Origin of the sequence: Streptomyces sp. CHD11 (assembly GCF_018638295.1) — a bacterium.
Lineage (GTDB): Bacteria > Actinomycetota > Actinomycetes > Streptomycetales > Streptomycetaceae > Streptomyces.
Genome location: NZ_JABTTS010000021.1, coordinates 1 through 17,036, shown reverse-complemented (window position 1 = coordinate 17,036; position 17,036 = coordinate 1). Strand labels below are relative to the sequence as shown.

At 72.6% G+C, this 17,036-nt stretch carries 13 protein-coding genes, 1 pseudogene and 1 riboswitch; of the genes and pseudogenes, 2 read left to right on the top strand and 12 right to left on the bottom strand.

Annotation, left to right across the window (positions count from 1 at the left end):
- Positions 1–6 precede the first annotated feature (6 nt).
- The 10 genes and pseudogenes from HTV45_RS20645 to HTV45_RS20600 all read right to left on the bottom strand — a co-directional run.
- Positions 7–501 (bottom strand): septum formation initiator family protein, encoded by a 495-nt coding sequence (locus tag HTV45_RS20645; protein ID WP_215207301.1) that lies wholly within the window; start codon positions 499–501, stop codon positions 7–9.
- 155 nt (positions 502–656) lie between these two features.
- Entirely contained in the window at positions 657–1,946 is a 1,290-nt protein-coding gene (gene eno / locus HTV45_RS20640; protein WP_215207300.1) for a phosphopyruvate hydratase, read from the bottom strand.
- A gap of 274 nt (positions 1,947–2,220) precedes the next feature.
- Positions 2,221–2,934: a transglycosylase family protein gene (locus HTV45_RS20635; RefSeq protein WP_215207299.1), complete on the bottom strand. Its 714-nt coding sequence runs from the start codon at positions 2,932–2,934 to the stop codon at positions 2,221–2,223.
- 4 nt (positions 2,935–2,938) lie between these two features.
- Positions 2,939–3,108, bottom strand: a riboswitch (cyclic di-AMP (ydaO/yuaA leader).
- Between the two features lie 238 nt (positions 3,109–3,346).
- Complete coding sequence (locus tag HTV45_RS20630) at positions 3,347–4,246, bottom strand: transglycosylase family protein (RefSeq protein WP_308309720.1); 900 nt, start codon at positions 4,244–4,246, stop codon at positions 3,347–3,349.
- 262 nt (positions 4,247–4,508) lie between these two features.
- Positions 4,509–5,792, bottom strand: coding sequence for a cytochrome P450 (locus tag HTV45_RS20625; protein ID WP_215207297.1), 1,284 nt, complete (start codon positions 5,790–5,792; stop codon positions 4,509–4,511).
- A 216-nt stretch (positions 5,793–6,008) separates the two neighbouring features.
- Positions 6,009–6,995, bottom strand: coding sequence for a nucleoside triphosphate pyrophosphohydrolase (locus HTV45_RS20620; RefSeq protein WP_215207296.1), 987 nt, complete (start codon positions 6,993–6,995; stop codon positions 6,009–6,011).
- A gap of 133 nt (positions 6,996–7,128) precedes the next feature.
- Positions 7,129–7,776: a SurA N-terminal domain-containing protein gene (locus HTV45_RS20615; protein WP_215207295.1), complete on the bottom strand. Its 648-nt coding sequence runs from the start codon at positions 7,774–7,776 to the stop codon at positions 7,129–7,131.
- A gap of 221 nt (positions 7,777–7,997) precedes the next feature.
- Positions 7,998–9,494, bottom strand: coding sequence for a serine/threonine-protein kinase (locus tag HTV45_RS20610; protein ID WP_285899669.1), 1,497 nt, complete (start codon positions 9,492–9,494; stop codon positions 7,998–8,000).
- A gap of 38 nt (positions 9,495–9,532) precedes the next feature.
- A complete protein-coding gene (locus tag HTV45_RS20605; RefSeq protein WP_215207293.1) occupies positions 9,533–10,162 on the bottom strand; it encodes a hypothetical protein in 630 nt (209 codons plus the stop codon).
- A gap of 169 nt (positions 10,163–10,331) precedes the next feature.
- Positions 10,332–11,636: pseudogene (locus tag HTV45_RS20600) on the bottom strand (N-6 DNA methylase); the annotation flags it as partial.
- 2 nt (positions 11,637–11,638) lie between these two features.
- Between HTV45_RS20600 and HTV45_RS20595 the strand changes: the two are divergent.
- Entirely contained in the window at positions 11,639–11,953 is a 315-nt protein-coding gene (locus tag HTV45_RS20595) for a hypothetical protein (RefSeq protein WP_215207376.1), read from the top strand.
- On the opposite strand, the gene HTV45_RS20590 is transcribed toward HTV45_RS20595, so the two are convergent.
- Positions 11,860–12,636: an HNH endonuclease family protein gene (locus HTV45_RS20590; protein ID WP_215207371.1), complete on the bottom strand. Its 777-nt coding sequence runs from the start codon at positions 12,634–12,636 to the stop codon at positions 11,860–11,862. The two genes, HTV45_RS20595 and HTV45_RS20590, sit on opposite strands and share 94 nt — an antisense overlap.
- A gap of 174 nt (positions 12,637–12,810) precedes the next feature.
- Here HTV45_RS20590 and HTV45_RS20585 point away from each other — a divergent pair, with 174 nt between their 5' ends.
- Positions 12,811–12,996: an antitoxin gene (locus tag HTV45_RS20585; RefSeq protein WP_215207292.1), complete on the top strand. Its 186-nt coding sequence runs from the start codon at positions 12,811–12,813 to the stop codon at positions 12,994–12,996.
- A 72-nt stretch (positions 12,997–13,068) separates the two neighbouring features.
- On the opposite strand, the gene mfd is transcribed toward HTV45_RS20585, so the two are convergent.
- Positions 13,069–16,626 (bottom strand): transcription-repair coupling factor, encoded by a 3,558-nt coding sequence (mfd, locus tag HTV45_RS20580; RefSeq protein WP_215207291.1) that lies wholly within the window; start codon positions 16,624–16,626, stop codon positions 13,069–13,071.
- Positions 16,627–17,036: the final 410 nt, after the last annotated feature.

Below are 17,036 nucleotides of genomic sequence, written 5' to 3'. Positions count from 1 at the left end.
GAAGGGTCACTGGCCGGCGGTGCCGGCCCGGTCGGCGGCGTCGGCCTTGTCGACGCCGTCCCAGACGTTCGCGTACCAGGGGCGGTCGGCGGCCTCGAGATCCGTGCGGGACTTCGTGGCCTCTCCCGGGTCGACGACGATGTAACCGGTCTCGCCGGGCATGACGTAGTGCAGCCGCCGGCGGATCTCCTGCTCGGCGTAGGCGTCGTCCTGCCAGCGCGCCTTCATGTCGCGCAGCCGTTCGACCCGGCGGCGGGTCTCGTCCTGCTCCTGCTGGAGGTCGGCGATGTCCGCCCGCTGGGAGACGTACTGCCGCATGGGATAGGCGAGGGCCACGACCAGCGAGCAGACCACCAGGGCGAGCAGCGCCGCCCGGCCGGTCAGCCGGGAGCGACGGGCCTGGCGTTTGGTCTGCGAGCGGTAGACCCGGGCCGCGGTCTGCTCACCGATCAGCCGGATCCTGGTCGCGGTGGAGAAACGGTCCCGGTCCTTGACCGCCATGTTCCCGCCTCCGGTTCGCCCTCATACACGCGTACGTCCCCGCACACGGTACGGGACCGGGTACGGGGACGTACGTACGACGCTGCCCACGGAAGCGGTGCTCAGCCTCGACGGCTCAGCCCCCGAAGGGCCGACGGGCTCAGCCCTTGCCGTGCTTACTGGTTCGCGGAGCGAAACCGCGGGAACGCGCTGCGGCCGGCGTACACCGCGGCGTCGTCGAGGATCTCCTCGATGCGCAGCAGCTGGTTGTACTTGGCGACGCGCTCGGAGCGGGCCGGGGCGCCGGTCTTGATCTGGCCGCAGTTGGTGGCGACGGCGAGGTCGGCGATGGTGACGTCCTCGGTCTCACCGGAGCGGTGGGACATCATGCACTTGAAGCCGTTGCGCTGGGCCAGCTCGACGGCGTCCAGGGTCTCGGTCAGGGAGCCGATCTGGTTGACCTTGACCAGCAGCGCGTTGGCGGAGTCCTCGTCGATGCCGCGGGCCAGGCGCTCCGGGTTGGTGACGAACAGGTCGTCGCCGACGATCTGGACCTTGTCACCGAGCTTGCCGGTGAGGGCCTTCCAGCCGTCCCAGTCGTCCTCGAACAGCGGGTCCTCGATGGACACGAGCGGGTACGCCTCGACGAGCTCGGCGTAGTACTCGGTCATCTCGGCGGCGGAGCGCTCCTTGCCCTCGAAGGTGTAGACGCCGTCCTTGTAGAACTCGGAGGCGGCGACGTCGAGGGCGAGGGCGATCTGCTCGCCGGGGGTGTAGCCGGCTTCCCGGATCGCCTCGAGGATGAGGTCGAGGGCCTCGCGGTTGGAGCCGAGGTTCGGGGCGAAGCCGCCCTCGTCGCCCAGACCGGTGGCCAGGCCCTTGCTCTTCAGGACCTTCTTCAGGGTGTGGTAGACCTCGGCGCCCCAGCGCAGCGCCTCGGAGAAGGACTCCGCGCCGATCGGGGCGATCATGAACTCCTGGATGTCCACGTTGGAGTCGGCGTGCGAGCCGCCGTTCAGGATGTTCATCATCGGCACCGGCAGCAGGTGCGCGTTCGGGCCGCCCAGGTAGCGGAAGAGCGGCAGGTCCGAGGCCTCGGAGGCGGCGTGGGCGACGGCGAGCGAGACGCCGAGGATGGCGTTGGCGCCGAGCGAGCCCTTGTTGTCGGTGGCGTCCAGGTCGAACATGGCCTGGTCGATCAGGCGCTGCTCGGTGGCGTCGTAGCCGACGAGCTCCGGGCCGATCTGCTCGATGACGGCCAGTACGGCCTTCTCGACGCCCTTGCCCAGGTAACGGCCGGCGTCGCCGTCACGGAGTTCGATGGCCTCGAAGGCACCGGTGGAGGCGCCGGACGGGACGGCGGCACGACCCGTGCTGCCGTCGTCGAGGCCGACCTCGACCTCGACCGTGGGGTTGCCTCGGGAGTCCAGGATTTCCCGGGCTACGACGACGTCGATGGACGGCACGAGCATCTCCTTCATGGGATGTGACGCGGGTGAGCGGGGCCACGGCGGGTCCCGCGGGACCGAGCCTAACCGGCTCGGGACGATCAGCAGGCGGCCGACCGCCCCGTGGACAGAACCGAGCCTAGATTGTTTCCTGGCGGAACAAAAACGTTCCGAGGAACCGTGACCGGAATGCGCCCGAAAAAAGCCCCGCTCCGGTGCGTACGGGGGAAGACGCACCGGAGCGGGGAGCCCATGGGGGTGGGCGGGGAGGGGCCTGGCTGGGCCGCCCTGCTTACCGCAGGTGCAGCTGCTGGCCCGGGTAGATGAGGTCGGCGTCCTGGACGATGTCGTCGTTGAGCTCGAAGACCTTGGCCCAGCCGCCCTTGACGTCGTGCTCCTCGGCGATCGAGCTGAGGGTGTCGCCCTTGACGACCTCGTACTCGCCGTCGCCCTTCTCGACCTTCTTGCCGGTCGGGGTGGTGACGGTCTTCTCGGCCTTCTTCTCGGCCTTGGGCTCGGCCTTGGGCTCGGCGGCCGGGCGGTCGGCGGAGCGGGAGGCCTTCTGCTCGCTCTCGCGGGTCTCGCCGGAACCGGTGTCCTGCGAGGAGTCCCCGGCGGAGGAGCCGGTGTAGGCGGCGCCGGACAGGCCCTTGCCGCAGACCGGCCAGGCACCCTTGCCCTGGCCCGCCAGGACCTTCTCGGCGATCTCGATCTGCTGGGCCTTGGTGGCCTGGTCGGCGGTTGAGGCGTACTTCGTGCCGCCGAAGCCGGCCCAGGTGGAGGCGGAGAACTGCAGACCGCCGTAGTAACCGTTGCCGGTGTTGATGGACCAGTTGCCGCCGGACTCGCACTGGGCGACGGTGTCCCACTCGGAGGCGGTGGCGGCGGAGGCGTTGCCGGCCGCCATCAGCGGCGCGGCGACGGCTGCGGACGCGACGCCGGCGACGGCGATGGCGCGGGTGGCCTTGGACGGACGACGGTGCTTGCCCTTGCCGGAAAACAGCATGGATAGATCCCCTCACCGACGCCTACGAGGTGAGCTGTCGGGTTCGGGCCGGTTGAGTTGCCCGGCCGCGCCCCTCCCGGGACGCGGCTTCACCCCAAGCCGTATCCGGCGTCAACTGCCCGGATCCGGCGCTTACCTTGGGTCCCCCGCTCCTGCCTACGGCGCATGACGCGACGACTGTTCCCGTGCTGCCACTGGCAGGATTCGGCGTGGCGGCAGCCGGGGCCCGCGATGGCGAGCGGTCACGACCGTAGACACGCGATCCGCGGAATATCAAAGACGATCACGGCTTCTGAGACCTATCTCTCACAGTCTTTAAACCGGACATTCAGCGCGAACCATGACGCCAACTGTCGCCGATTTCAGCCGCTTTCGGATGCCGCGTCCGCTCGCCCCGGCGCCCGGCCGAGCCCTACTGACCGGGCAGGACGAGGTTCGGACCGCCACCGAGGAGCTGCCCGTCGGACGCCTGGAGCACGCCCCATCCGCCGCCGACCGCAGGGGAGTCGGAAACAGCCGGAGAACCGCCGCCCTCCCCGGGCACGGGGGCGGAGTCGTCCGCCGTCCCGCCCCAGGCGTTGAGGCCGCGTGAGGCGTGCCGGCCGGAGGCGTCGGACGCACGGTCCTGCCCCTTGTCCTCCGCCGCGCTGGGGCCGCGGTGACGGCCGCCGCCGGAGCCCTCGGTGTCCGTGCTCGCCGAAGAACCGTCAGTTCGCTCCTGATTGTCCGGCTTGTCGGCTGCGGAACCGGCCGAGCCGGAGGGCGAGGTGCCGGGGTCCGCCGTCGCACCGTCGCTCGCGCCCTGGCCCAGACCGCCGGCGGTCCTGCCGGGGCCGGACGATGCGTCCACGGTGCCCGCCGGGGTCCTCTCCCCGGAGCCCGCACCGGACGACGGGTCGGACGTGGCCGACGGAGACGGCGCCGAGGACGCGTCACCGGAGCCCGGCGCCGCCGAGGAACCAGTGGAGCCGGACGCGCCCGCGCCGGTGTCCGCGGCGGGCGTCTCCTGGCCCAGGCCCGCGAGCAGCCCGCAGGTCCGCCACGCTCCGACGCCCTGGTCGTCGAGGATCTTCTCGGCCACGGATATCTGCTGGCCGCGACTGGCCTGGTCGGGGCTCGACGCGTAGTCCAGCCCGCCGTACTTCTCCCAGTCCGCCTGGGTCAGCTGCAGGCCGCCGTAGAAGCCGTTGCCGGAGTTCTGGCTCCACGAGCCACCGCTCTCGCACTCGGCGACCCGGTCCCAGTTCAGACCGTCGGCGGCGCTGGCGCTGCCGGCTCCGAGGAGCGGGATCGCGATGGCGGATCCGGTCACTCCAGCGGCAACCAGGAGAGCGGGAGCCTGGCGGGGGCGACGGTGTCGGCCGTTCCCGGAGAGCATGCGGAAAACCTTTCGCAGACAGCAAGACCGGCGCGGCGAGTGAAGCTTTGGCCACCGCACTTGATGGGTGAAGGTATAGGCAGTCGATCACTTGTCACAAGTTCATGCCGCGCAGATCACGTGAAGATCACAGAGTTGAGTGCGTGTCATGTTTGCGTTGATCGGCGCGGGGGCACGGAAAGCAGCGACTGTTCCGTCATCTTCCCGGGGGCGTGAACTCCACCGGGAGCGTGCGCAGTCCCCGCATGATCAGCCCTCCCCGCCAACGGAGTTCGGCCGGATCCGCCGCGAGTCGCAGGTCCGGCAGGCGGGTCAGCAGCGTGGCGAGCGCGGCCTGTCCTTCCAGGCGTGCCAGCGGGGCGCCCAGGCAGTAGTGGATGCCGTGGCCGTATCCCAGATGCTGGTTGTCGCGCCGGCCGAGATCGAGGACGTCCGGGCCGTCGAACCGGTCCGGGTCCCGGTCCGCCGCCGCGAGCACGACGAGCACCGGGTCGCCGGCGGCGATGTGCTGCCCGCCGAGGGTGACCGGCTCGGTGGCGTACCGCCAGGTGGCGAGCTCCACGGGGCCGTCGTAGCGCAGCAGTTCCTCCACGCCGGTCTCCAGCAGCCCGCGGTCCCCCTCCGCGAGGGCGCGCTGCAGACGCTCGCGCTGCCCGGGATGGGTGAGCAGCGCGTAGGTGCCGTTGCCGATCAGGTTGACGGTGGTCTCGAAGCCGGCGAACAACAGGATGAACGCCATGGCGGCGGCCTCGTTCTCGGTGAGGTGCTCACCGTGGTCGGAGGCGCGGATCAGGCCGGAGATGAGGTCCTCTCCGGGGAGTGGCCCGGCGGGCAGCGCCGCGCGCTTGCGGTGGATGAGCTCGGCGAGGTAGCCCCGCATCTTCTTCACGGACCGGGCGACCCCGCCGCGCGGCCCACCGCCGTGACGGATCATCATGCCCGCCCAGTCCCGGAAGTCGTCCTGGTCCTCCCGCGGGACGCCGAGCAGGTCGCAGATGGCGTAGATGGGGAGGGGGAAGGCGAAGTCGTGAATGAGGTCGGCGGAACCGCTGTCCGCGAACCGGTCGATGAGCCCGTCGGTGAGCTCCTGCACCCGGGGGGCGAACTCGGCGACCCGGCGCGGGGTGAACGCCTTGCTGACCAGCCGCCGCAGCCGGGTGTGGTCCGGCGGGTCGATGTTCAGCAGATGGGTCATCAGGTCCGCCTGGCGCTCACCGGGGATACCGGTCTTGCCCTTGGCGTGGGCGGATCCGCCGTGATGAGCGGGGTTCTTGGACAGCCGGTTGTCGGCGAGGGTCTGCTTGGCGTCGGCGTACCGTGTGACCAGCCAGGCCTCCACCCCGCTGGGCAGCCGGGTCCGGTGCACCGGCGCGTGCTCGCGCAGCCAGGCGTAGGCGGGGTACGGATCGGCGGCGAACTCCCGGCTGAACAGTCGGGGGTCGGGTCCCTGCGGGGCGGAGTGGCTGGGCTGGTCAGACATGCCGCGACCCTAACCGGGCGGGGGCCGTGCGACGCGGCGAGCTCGGGTGACCGGGGGACGTCGTGGTGGGTGCGGGTACGTCGTGGTGGTTCGCGCAGTTGCCCGCGCTCCTCCGGGGGCGCGGGGAACTGTGCGAAGGGGGCGCCCGGGGACGCAGCCCCCGGGACGGGGAGGGAAGGGGCGGCCGGGGCGAGAACCCCCCTGCGGCCCCGCCCCTCAGCCCGCGCCCTCCGCGGAGCGAACCGCGTCCCGGTACACCCGCGCCGCCGCCCGCAACGCCGCCTCCGGATCCTCCCCCGCCGCCTCCGCCCGCGCCGCCAGCGCCAGCAGTTCGTAGCCGATCCCCTGCCCCGCCGGCAGCGGCACGTCCAGCCCCGCCGTCCGTGCCCGCGACACCAGCTTCGCCGCCAGGGCCAGCCCCGGCTGCCCCAGCGGCACCCCCTCCGTCACCGAACTGCGCCGCTTCTCCTCCGCCTTCGTCCGCAGCCAGTGCTCCTTGACCTCCTCCGGGCTGTCCGCCGTCTCCTCGCCGAAGACATGCGGGTGCCGGTGGATCAGCTTGTCCACGATGCCGCCCGCCACGTCGTCCACGGAGAACGGCTCCTGAGGGTGCTCCTCGGCGATCCGGGCGTGGAAGACCACCTGGAGGAGCACGTCCCCCAGCTCCTCCCGCAGCTCCTCCCGGTCACCCGCCTCGATGGCCTCGACGAGTTCGTACGCCTCCTCGATGCCGTACTTCGCCAGGCCCTCGTGCGTCTGCCGGGACGACCACGGGCACTCCGCCCTGATGCGGTCCATCACCTGTACGAGGTCGAGCAGGCGGGCGCCCGGCAGGTCGTAGGAGGCGGGCAGCAACTCCAGCTCCGGCATGTCGACCCGGCCGGTCCCGGCCAGCCGCGCCAGCCCGTCGGTCAGCCGGGGCTCGCCCTCCCCCGTCGCCACGACCACCACGGTCCGCCCGCCGGCGCAGAAGCCGACGATCTCCTGGGCGCTCGGCGAGGCCTCCTCGACCGGTATCCCCGCCTCCCGCAGATACGGCAGCTGCGGATGGGCGCCGTCGGAGCACAGCACCCGGTCGGCCGCGTGCAGCAGCTGCCAGGCCGGCCAGGACAGCAGGCCGGGGGCGACGCGATGGCTGGTGGTGAGCAGGACGACGCGGCCGGGGCCGCCCTCGGGCGTCGGTGCGGGGCTGATGGCGTTCACGGTCCGAAACTAGCCCACTCCGCCGACAGCTCCCGAGTTGTCCACAGGCCGGTTGTCACAGGCGGGTTCTCCACAGGCCGGTCGTCCACGGGCCTGACCGCCCCGGAACGGTGGCCCACGGGCCCCGCCCGGGTCAGAAGGTCCCCGGAGCCCCGGCAGCCGCCGTCACGTCCCGCACCCACGGGGTCTTCGCGTCCACCCGGCTGCTCTTCTCCACGTCCCAGTCGCCGTAGCGCGGGTTGAGGTCGACGTCGAGGTCCTGGCCCGCCTCGGACAGCGCCTGCCAGAACTCGGGCCGGCTGGTGTCCGTACCGAGCCCCTGGGCGAGCTTCTGGGCCTGGAGCTGGAGGCGGAGATTCGCCTCGAGACGCTGCGGCGGGATGCCGTACTGCTGGAGCCAGGCGGCCTCCAGCGCCTCCGCGCCGCCCGCCTGCTGTTCCAGCCCTGACCGCATCTGCTGGATCTCCCGGTCCGTGACGGTCACGCCGGCATCCCGCGCGGCCCGCTCCAGCACCTGGTCCAGGACCATGCCGTGCAGGGTGTCGCGGGTCAGACTCCCGGTCCGCGCGATCGCCTGCTGGTACTGCGCCTCGTCCGGTACGGCCGCCCGCTGCGCCGCGCGGACCTCCTCGACCCGGTTCTCCAGCTGCGACACGGTGATCCGCTCCCCGCCGACGACGGCCGCGGCACCGGGGTGCGCGTCGTTTCCACAGGCGGTGAGCAGGGGCGCTGCGGCGATCGCGGCGGTGAGGAGGAACGCGGAGCGACGGCGGCGGTGCAAGGAGACCTCCTGAGGAGAGCTTGTGCGGCGGTGCACAAAGTCTTGCGATGATCGATGGTAGGCATCGGCCAAGCTCTGGCCAACCCATTCGACCAACGATTCGCGACGACTTCCGGCACCGCCGCGCCCCGCGGTCCGGCCGTACGGCCCTTCGCGACCCGCTGTCCCGCCATGTCGCAGGTGCCACAAGGGGGGCAGGTGCCGCCGGTGCCGAGGTGCGCCTATCCGCGCACCTGTCCCAGCCACTGCAGGGTCCGGCGGATCTCCGCGGCGAGCGGATGCCCCGGGCCCTGGGACCGCTCCACGTCGTGCAGCAGCCGGGCCAGGACCTCGTGCGCGGCGGGGCGGTCGCCGAGGGCGAGCAGCAGGTGGCCGATGCGGCGGCGGACGTCATGGGCCAGTTGCGGGTCGCCGGCGGCCACGTACTGGTTCTCGTAGTACGCCAGCAGCGCCCGGTACTCGGCGAGCGCCGCCGCCGGTTCGCCGAGCTGCTCCAGGCACTGGGCGGCCTCGTAGCGGTAGCGCAGCGACTGTGGGTCGGCCCGGCCGGCCTCGGCGGCGCGCTCCTCGGCGAGCCGGCGCAGTTCGGGCAGGGCGCGCCGGTACTGGCCGTCGTCCAGGAGAGTGGCCGCGTACTGCTTGCGCAGGGTGCGCACGACCGGGGAGTGCTCGCCGTGCTGGTCGGCGGCGACGGGCAGGATCGAGCCCAGGATGTCGACGGCGTGGGTGATGCGGCCCTCGCCGAGCAGCCGCTTCACCTCGTCCACGGCGGCGGCGACATCCGCCTTCTCCGCCACGGGCGCCGGCGGCCCGGCGGGGGCCGGCTGGGGCGCGGGCGTGCGGGCGCGGTCCGGCCAGGGGGCGTGCGGGCGCAGGAACGGACGGGTGGGGTCCAGCGGGGCGCCGGTGGGGGTGCCCCGCGCGGGGAGCAGCTGTGCCAGGTCCTCGTAGACCTCCTGGGCGGAGTCCGGGCGGTGCTGCGGGTCCTTGGCGAGCAGCCGCAGTACCAGCGCCTCCAGGGCCTCGGGGACCTCCGGGCGGATCCGGCGCACCGGCACCGGCGGCTCGTACAGGTGCCGGTGCAGCACCCCGAGCGCCGTCGAGCCGGCGAACGGCACGTCGCCGCTGAGCAGTTCGTGCATCAGCACGCCCATCGCGTACAGGTCCGTGTAGGGGCCGACCGCGCCGCCCATCGCCTGTTCGGGGGCCATGTAGGCGGGCGAGCCGATGGGGGTGCCGGTGTGGGTCAGGCGGGTGGTGTCGGCGTCCATGACGGAGGCGACACCGAGGTCGAGCACGGTGACGGTGCCGTCCTGCTTCACCATCACGTTGCGCGGCTTGAGGTCGCGGTGGACGATCGGCACGGCGTGCACGGCGCTGAGCACGGCGCACAGCTGCGCGGCCACCGCGACCGTCCACTGCCACGGGTAGGGGTCGTGTTCGGCGAGGTGGTCGCCGAGGTCGGCGCCGTCGACGTACTGCATGACGAGGAACAGTTCCTCGCCCTCGCTGCCCGCGTCGTGCACGGTCACCAGGCCGGGGTGGTCGACCTGGGCGGTCACCCGGCACTCGCGCACGAAGCGGCGGCGCAGTTCCTCGGCCTCCTGGCCGGCCACCTTGTCCGGGCGCAGCAGCTTCACCGCCACTCGCCGGTCCAGCCGCTTGTCGTAGGCCGTCCAGACCTGTCCCATGCCGCCCTGTCCGATGAGCGTGGACAGTTCATAGCGGCCGGCGACGACACGTCCCGTCGTCACGCTCACCTTCCGCCTTCGTCAGGGCCCTGGCGCCCCTGCTGCCCGTCCTGCCGGCGCAGATAGTCGCTGAGTTCGTCGAGTTCGGCGCGCACCTGGTCGATCCGGGCCGGCGCGGGACGCTGCGGCGGCTGCGGCAGGGAGGCGGGGGGAGCCTGTGGTACGGGGGTGTGGGGGGCCTGCGGCTGCGGCACGGGCGTGGGCGCGTACGGCGAGGTCTGCTGCGGGTAGCCGTACGGGGCGTGGGTGCCCGGCGCGTGCACCGTCGTGGCGTGCGGCGACGGTGGCGGCAGCGGGGCGGCGTACGGGCCCTGCCGGCGGTGGAAACGGATGTCCACGGTCAGGAAGTACGCGGTGGCGAACGCGCCGAGCAGCAGCATCGCGGCCACGGCGACATCGGTGCGGTAGTCCGACTCCGGCAGCGAACCCGCCACCGCCGCGCAGGCGATCCACAGGGGGATGCTCGCCCAGGCCATCACCCAGTCCAGCGTCCGCCCCCGCAGATACGCGATACGGAACAGCGGCACACTGGCCAGCATCCCGCAGCAGAGGATCCCGGCGGCGGCGTACAGCACGCGCTGCGTGATGACAGATGCGCCGCTGGGTGGGGGCGGCGCCGCGCCGTGGCCGTACATGACTGCTCCTGGACAGGTGTACCGATGGGAACTCGGAGTCCGAGCGTATAGGCCCGCGGCGACAACCGGTCCGTGATGTACCGAACCGTTGTCGTCCCGAAGCGTCCCGGGGCGTCCCGTGCGCGGCCGAAGACGCCGTACGGGCTCGGGCGCGGGCTCGGGCGCGGGCTCAGTCGGGCGGGATCGTCCCGTCGGCCAGGCCGTCGTACATGCCGCGCAGGAGCTGTTCACCGAGCCGCCCGGCCTGACCGAGCGCCTGCTCGAACCCGTCGAGGGCGCGGAAGCGGGCGCCGTAGCGCCGCTGTTCGTCCAGCGGGAGGCGGGGCAGCTGGAGGCGGCGCACGTCGAGCCGCGTGGCGGTGGACGCGTAACTGCCGGCCTGGCGGGTATTGGCGGTGCCGCGCAGGAATCCGGCGAGGAACCACGCGTCGAGCGCGGCGGGATCGGGGCGCAGCAGCACGAGGTTGCGGCCCGGGGCGGCGCCGGCGGTGGCGTCGTCGACGACCCGTGCGACGGCGCCCCCGCCGAGCACGGGGACGACGATGTCGCCCGCCGCGGTGAGCACCGCCTCCTCCTCGCTCTCCGGGAGCGTCCCGGAGGGGGCGGTTGCGGAGAGCACGTCGTGGTGGGTGAGCACGGGCACGCGCGCGTGGCCGCCGTGTCCGCCCGTACGTATCACCAGCGCTCCGCCGTGCGCCAGTTCACCGACGGAGGTCAACGGCAGGCGTCCGGACGCGGTGGGTGGCGCGGGGTCCTCGGGCGGCGGGGTCAGCCGGGCGGCCAGGCGCAGCGTCTCGCCGAGCCGGTCGCGTACCTCGGTGAGCCGGCCGGTGCCGTCCGCGGCGGCCGGGGGCGGCAGGTGGCGGGCCGGGGCCAGGTCGACGTCGTCGTCGAGGAGGTCGAGGACGGGCACGGAGCGGGCCGGACCGGTCTGTTCGCCGAGCCGCCCGGCCCGGTCGAAGGCGTGCCAGGCGTCCAGGACCGTCTTCCGCACGCCCGGCCAGTCGGGCCCGCCGCGCCCGCCGGTGGTGAGGTGTCCGGCATCGGCGAGCAGCACCTCCGGCTGCGGGAGGGGCCGTTCGGGCCGGCGCGGCACCCACAGGTGCAGGGGAACGTTGTACGGGGGTGCCGCACCGGCCGGCAGTGCGACGACGGCGCGCAGCGCGCCCCGGCGCAGCAGGTCGGCCCTGATCCGGCGGCGGGACGCGGCGGCGGGCGGCATCAGCAGCACGGCGGTGCCGCCGTCGCGGAGCCGGGCGAGCGCGTGCTGCGCCCAGGCGAGCTCGGACTCGGCGCGGGCCGGGAAGCCGTACTCCCAGCGCGGGTCGTAGGCGAGTTCACCGTGGCCCCAGTCGCGGTCGTTGAACGGCGGATGGCACAGGACCGCGTCGGCGCCCAGCTCCGGGTGGGCGCCGGCGCGCAGGGTGTCGCCGGAGGCGGCGTGCACGGCGGCGCGGGTGTGCAGGGCGAGACGCCATGGGCGAGGGCATGGGCCCCGCCAAGCTCATCGCCTCCGCGTTCGCCGACTGGAAGTCGAGCGACAACGGCCTCGTCACCATCTACGACGCCGAGGGCGAACTCCTCGGCAACGGCAACTTCCAGAACGCCACGACCGCGCCGCCGCCCCCGGACCCGCTCGGCCACGCCGGCCGAGGGCGGCCGCCCCTGCCACCGTCAGACGATGCCGCCGGCCGCCGTCAGCCGCCGCACTGCTCCAGCATCATCCGCTTGTCCGGTGCGGTGACCGCCATCTCGTACTTGAGGGCGACCTGGGCGAAGCGGACCGTGTAGGCGCACCTGATCCGCTTGTTCGGCGGCAGCCAGGCGGCGGGGCCTGAGTCGCTCTTGGCCGAGTTGGCCCGGCCCTCGACCGGCAGCAGATTGAGGGCGTCGTTGGCGAGCTGCTCACGCTTGGACTCCGACCAGCGCGAGGCGCCCATCTGCCAGCTGTAGGACAACGGCACCACGTGGTCTATCTGCACCTCGGAGGCTTTCGCCTTCTTCCAGGCGATGTCCTGGCCCGTGTACGGGTCGTGCAGGTCCATCGCGACGACCACACAGTCGGAGCCCGTACGGAACTCGACGTTTCGCCCGTGGAGTTTCAGCAGGTCGTTACGGGTGTCACAGCCGTTCCTCGCGAGCGGTACGCCGTCGGCCGTGTCCATCCAGGCGTAGCCGAACTCGTCCCGGTCGTAGCCCGTCCTCGGACCGCGGCCCTTGGTGGTCACCTTCCCGATGAGGTCGACGGCCGCGGCGCGGGCCCGCTCACCGCTCACGGGTCCGAGACCCGGTTCGGTGCCGTCCGGATTGTCCAGCGGACTGACGGCACGCCCGTCGGGTGCCGCCGCCCCGTCGCCTCCACCCCCGCTGCCGGCCGGGGAATCCGGCTCCGGGAGCGCTTCACAGCCGACCAGGAGGGCCACCGAGGCGATCACCGCCGGTCCCGTACTCCGGATTCTCCTGCTCCACCCCATGTGCCGCGTCACCGCGCCCTCCCTCGCTCACCTGAACCCTGCCCCGGCACGAGCGGGGCAACGCCGGATCTCACCGTATCGAGCGAGTGGTCCAGACCATATCGCCGCCTTTTGGGCATGTGACGCAAACCGCGCGTATCGTCGATACGGAGTCATCTCCGGAAGGAGTCACGGATGGGCATCCTCGACAAGTTCAAGAGCAACAAGGCGGCACGGCAGAAGGCCCACCAGGCCTCGGACGCCGCGGAGAAGAAGATGAACGAGAGGACCGGCGGCAAGCACGAGCAGCACATCGACACCGCGCAGCAGCAGGCCGAACGCCGGCTCGGCATGGACCGCGACCGTCCCGACCAGCGCTGAGGTCTCGCGCAGCTGCAGGAGCCGTCCACGGCGACCACCGCCGTGGACGGCCCGCTGTCCGGGGAGCCGGCGTCAGGAGCCCAGGACGGAAGTGAGGAACTCCCCCACCCAGCCGAGCAGATCCCGTCCGACCAGCGGCTTCCCGCCCACCTTCGCCGTCCTCGGGCGCGGCACCAGCACCTGGTGGGCAGTCGGCTTGATGACCGTGCCGGGGTAGAGGCGCTTCAGCCGCAGCTCCTGCGACTCACGCAACTCCACCGGCGCGAAGCGGATGTTGGCGCCCTGGAGCACGATCTCCCCGACCCCGCAGGCGCGGGCCAGCATCCGCAGACCCGCCACCATCAGCAGGTTCTCCACCGGCTCCGGCAACTTGCCGTAGCGGTCGACGAGTTCCTCCCGCACGGCCTTGACGTCCTCCTCCGAGTTGGCGGAGGCGATCGCCCGGTACGCCTGGAGGCGCAGCCGCTCGCCGGGCGCGTAGTCGTGCGGGACATGCGCGTCCACGGGCAGCTCGATCTTCACCTCGAGCGGCGGCTCCTCCTCGATCCCGCCGGTCTCCAGCTGCCGCCGGTAGTCCGCGACCGCCTCACCGACCATCCGCACGTAGAGATCGAAACCGACGCCCGCGATGTGCCCGGACTGCTCGCCGCCGAGGAGGTTGCCGGCGCCGCGGATCTCCAGGTCCTTCATCGCCACGTACATGCCCGCGCCCATCTCCGTGTGCTGGGCGATCGTGGCCAGGCGTTCGTGCGCCGTCTCCGTCAGGGGCTTCTCCGGCGGGTAGAGGAAGTACGCGTAACCGCGCTCCCGCCCTCGTCCCACCCGGCCGCGCAGCTGGTGCAGCTGGCTGAGACCGAAGTTGTCGCCCCGCTCCACGATCAGGGTGTTGGCGTTGGAGATGTCGATGCCGGACTCGACGATCGTCGTCGACACCAGCACGTCGAACTTCTTCTCCCAGAAGTCCACGACGACCTTCTCCAGCGACGCCTCCGACATCTGGCCGTGGGCGGTCGCGATCCGCGCCTCGGGCACGATCTCACGCAGCCGGGCCGCCGCGCGGTCGATGGACTCCACCCGGTTGTGGATGTAGAACACCTGGCCCTCGCGCAGCAGTTCACGGCGGACGGCCGCACCGATCTGCTTCTGCTCGTAGGGCCCGACGAAGGTGAGCACCGGGTGGCGCTCCTCCGGCGGGGTGGTGATCGTGGACATCTCGCGGATGCCGGTGACCGCCATCTCCAGGGTGCGCGGGATGGGCGTGGCGGACATCGTCAGCACGTCGACGTTGGCGCGCAGCTTCTTCAGCTGCTCCTTGTGCTCGACACCGAAGCGCTGCTCCTCGTCGACGATGACCAGGCCCAGGTCCTTGAACCTGGTCTCGGAGGAGAACAGGCGGTGGGTACCGATGACGACGTCCACCGAGCCCTCGCGCAGGCCCTCCAGGACCGCCTTGGCCTCGGTGTCGGACTGGAAGCGGGACAGCGCCTTCACGACCACGGGGAACTGCGCGTACCGCTCGCTGAACGTGCCGAAGTGCTGCTGCACCAGCAGCGTGGTGGGGACGAGCACGGCGACCTGCTTGCCGTCCTGTACGGCCTTGAAGGCGGCCCGCACCGCGATCTCGGTCTTGCCGTAGCCGACGTCGCCGCAGACCAGGCGGTCCATGGGAACCGTCTTCTCCATGTCCTCCTTGACCTCGGCGATGGTGGTGAGCTGGTCGGGCGTCTCCGTGTACGGGAAGGCGTCCTCCAGCTCGCGCTGCCAGGGCGAATCGGCGCCGAAGGCGTGGCCGGGGGCGGCCATACGGGCGCTGTACAGCTTGATCAGGTCGGCGGCGATCTCCTTGACGGCCTTCTTGGCGCGCGCCTTGGTCTTGGTCCAGTCCGCGCCGCCGAGCCGGTGCAGGGTGGGCGCCTCACCGCCGACGTACTTGGTGATCTGCTCGAGCTGGTCGGTGGGGATGTACAGCCGGTCGCCGGGCTGGCCGCGCTTGGCGGGGGCGTACTCCACGACCAGGTACTCGCGGGTGGCGCCCTGCACGGTGCGCTGCACCATCTCGATGTAGCGGCCCACGCCGTGCTGCTCGTGGACGATGTAGTCGTCCGCCTCCAGGGTGAGCGGATCGATGGTCTTGCGGCGCCGGGCCGGCATCCGCGCGCCCTCACGCCCGGAGGCCTTCTGGCCGGTCAGGTCGGTCTCGGTGAGCACGGCGATCCTGAGCGCCGGGTCGACGAAGCCGTAGTCGATGCAGCCGCAGGAGACGTGCACGACGGAGGGGGTGATCTCACCGAGGTCGTTGTCGAGGCGGGCGGCGATGCCCTCGCCGCCGAGCACCTCGACCGTACGGGCGGCCGGGCCGTGCCCCTCGGTGACGAACACCGCGCGCCAGCCGTCCGCGAGCCAGCCCTTGGTGTCGGCCAGCGCCCGCGCGGTGTCGCCCCGGTAGGTCTCGGGGGCGTGCATACCGAGCTTGAGGGTGTCGCCGTCCCCCTCCGCGCCGGCGGCCGGTGTCAGCGTGTCGTCGGCGGCGAACTGCGACACCGACCACCACATCATGTCCAGCTCCCGGGCCCGGTCGCGGACGTCCGCGAGGGACCACAGGGACGCGGCGCCGACGTCGATGGGGGCATCGCCTCCGCCGGCGGTGGCCGCCCAGGACGCCTGCAGGAACTCCTGCGAGGTGGCGACGAGGTCCGACGCGCGCGTACGCACCCGCTCGGGGTCGCAGACGACGGCCATGGAGCCCTTCGGCAGCACGTCCAGCAACAGCTCCATGTCGTCGACGAGGACGGGCGCCAGGGACTCCATCCCCTCCACGGCGATGCCCTCGGCCATCTTCCCGAGCAGCTCCGCCAGCTCCGGGTGCTGCTCGGCGAGGACCCGCGCGCGCTCCCGCACGTCGTCCGTGAGCAGCAGCTCGCGGCACGGCGGGGCCCACAGGCCGTGCTCCGCGACCTCCAGGGAGCGCTGGTCGGCGACCTTGAAGTAGCGGATCTCCTCGATGTCGTCGCCCCAGAACTCCACCCGGAGGGGGTGCTCCTCGGTGGGCGGGAAGACATCGAGGATGCCGCCCCGTACGGCGAACTCGCCGCGCTTCTCGACGAGCTCCACGCGCGCGTACGCGGCGGCGGCGAGGGCCTCGACGATCTCGTTCAGATCGGCACTCTCGCCCGTCCGCAGGGATACGGGCTCCAGATCTCCCAGGCCTTTGACCTGCGGCTGGAGCACGGAGCGCACGGGCGCGACCACGACGGAGACCGGGCCGGTCTCCGGGTCGTCGGGGCGGGGGTGGGCCAGGCGGCGCAGGACGGCGAGGCGGCGGCCGACGGTGTCGCTGCGCGGGCTGAGCCGCTCGTGCGGGAGCGTCTCCCAGGACGGGTACTCCACGACGCCCTCGGGCGGGAGCAGGGAGCGCAGGGCCGCGGCCAGGTCCTCCGCCTCGCGGCCGGTCGCCGTCACGGCGAGTACGGGCCGGCCGGTGTCGCGGGCCAGGGCGGCGACGGAGAAGGGGCGGGCGGCGGGCGGGCCGACCAGGTCGACGTGCGTGCGGTCGCCGTCCGCGGCGGCCGCGATCGCTTCCGCGAGGGCGGGGTCCTCGACTACGGCGTCGAGCAGACCGTGCAAGCTCATTCGGGGTGCTTTCCGTCCGGGGGGTGTGCAACACGACGGGCCCGACGCGCGCTGCGGGCCGGGGGTTTCCAGAGTACGTCGCCGCGGACGCGAGCGCCGGGGCTGTGGACAACCGTCCGCCGACCGGGGTGACGGCACACCCGCCAGGGGGCTCCGCTCCCCTGGCCCCTGGCCTGAGCCCTCCCGCCCCCGACTCGGTGGCCCGCCAGAACGGGCCACGGCGACGGCGTCCCGGGACTCACAGGTGCCCGGTTCCCCGGCCCCGGCCCGGCGAACCGGGCACACGCGCCAAGGGTGGGCCGCGCCGCCGAAAGCCGCGGGGCCGGGGCTGCCGGGCTCGGGCTGCCGGGCTCGGGCTGCCGGGCTCGGGCTGCCGGGCTCGGGCTGCCGGGCTGAGGCTCGGCGGGCGG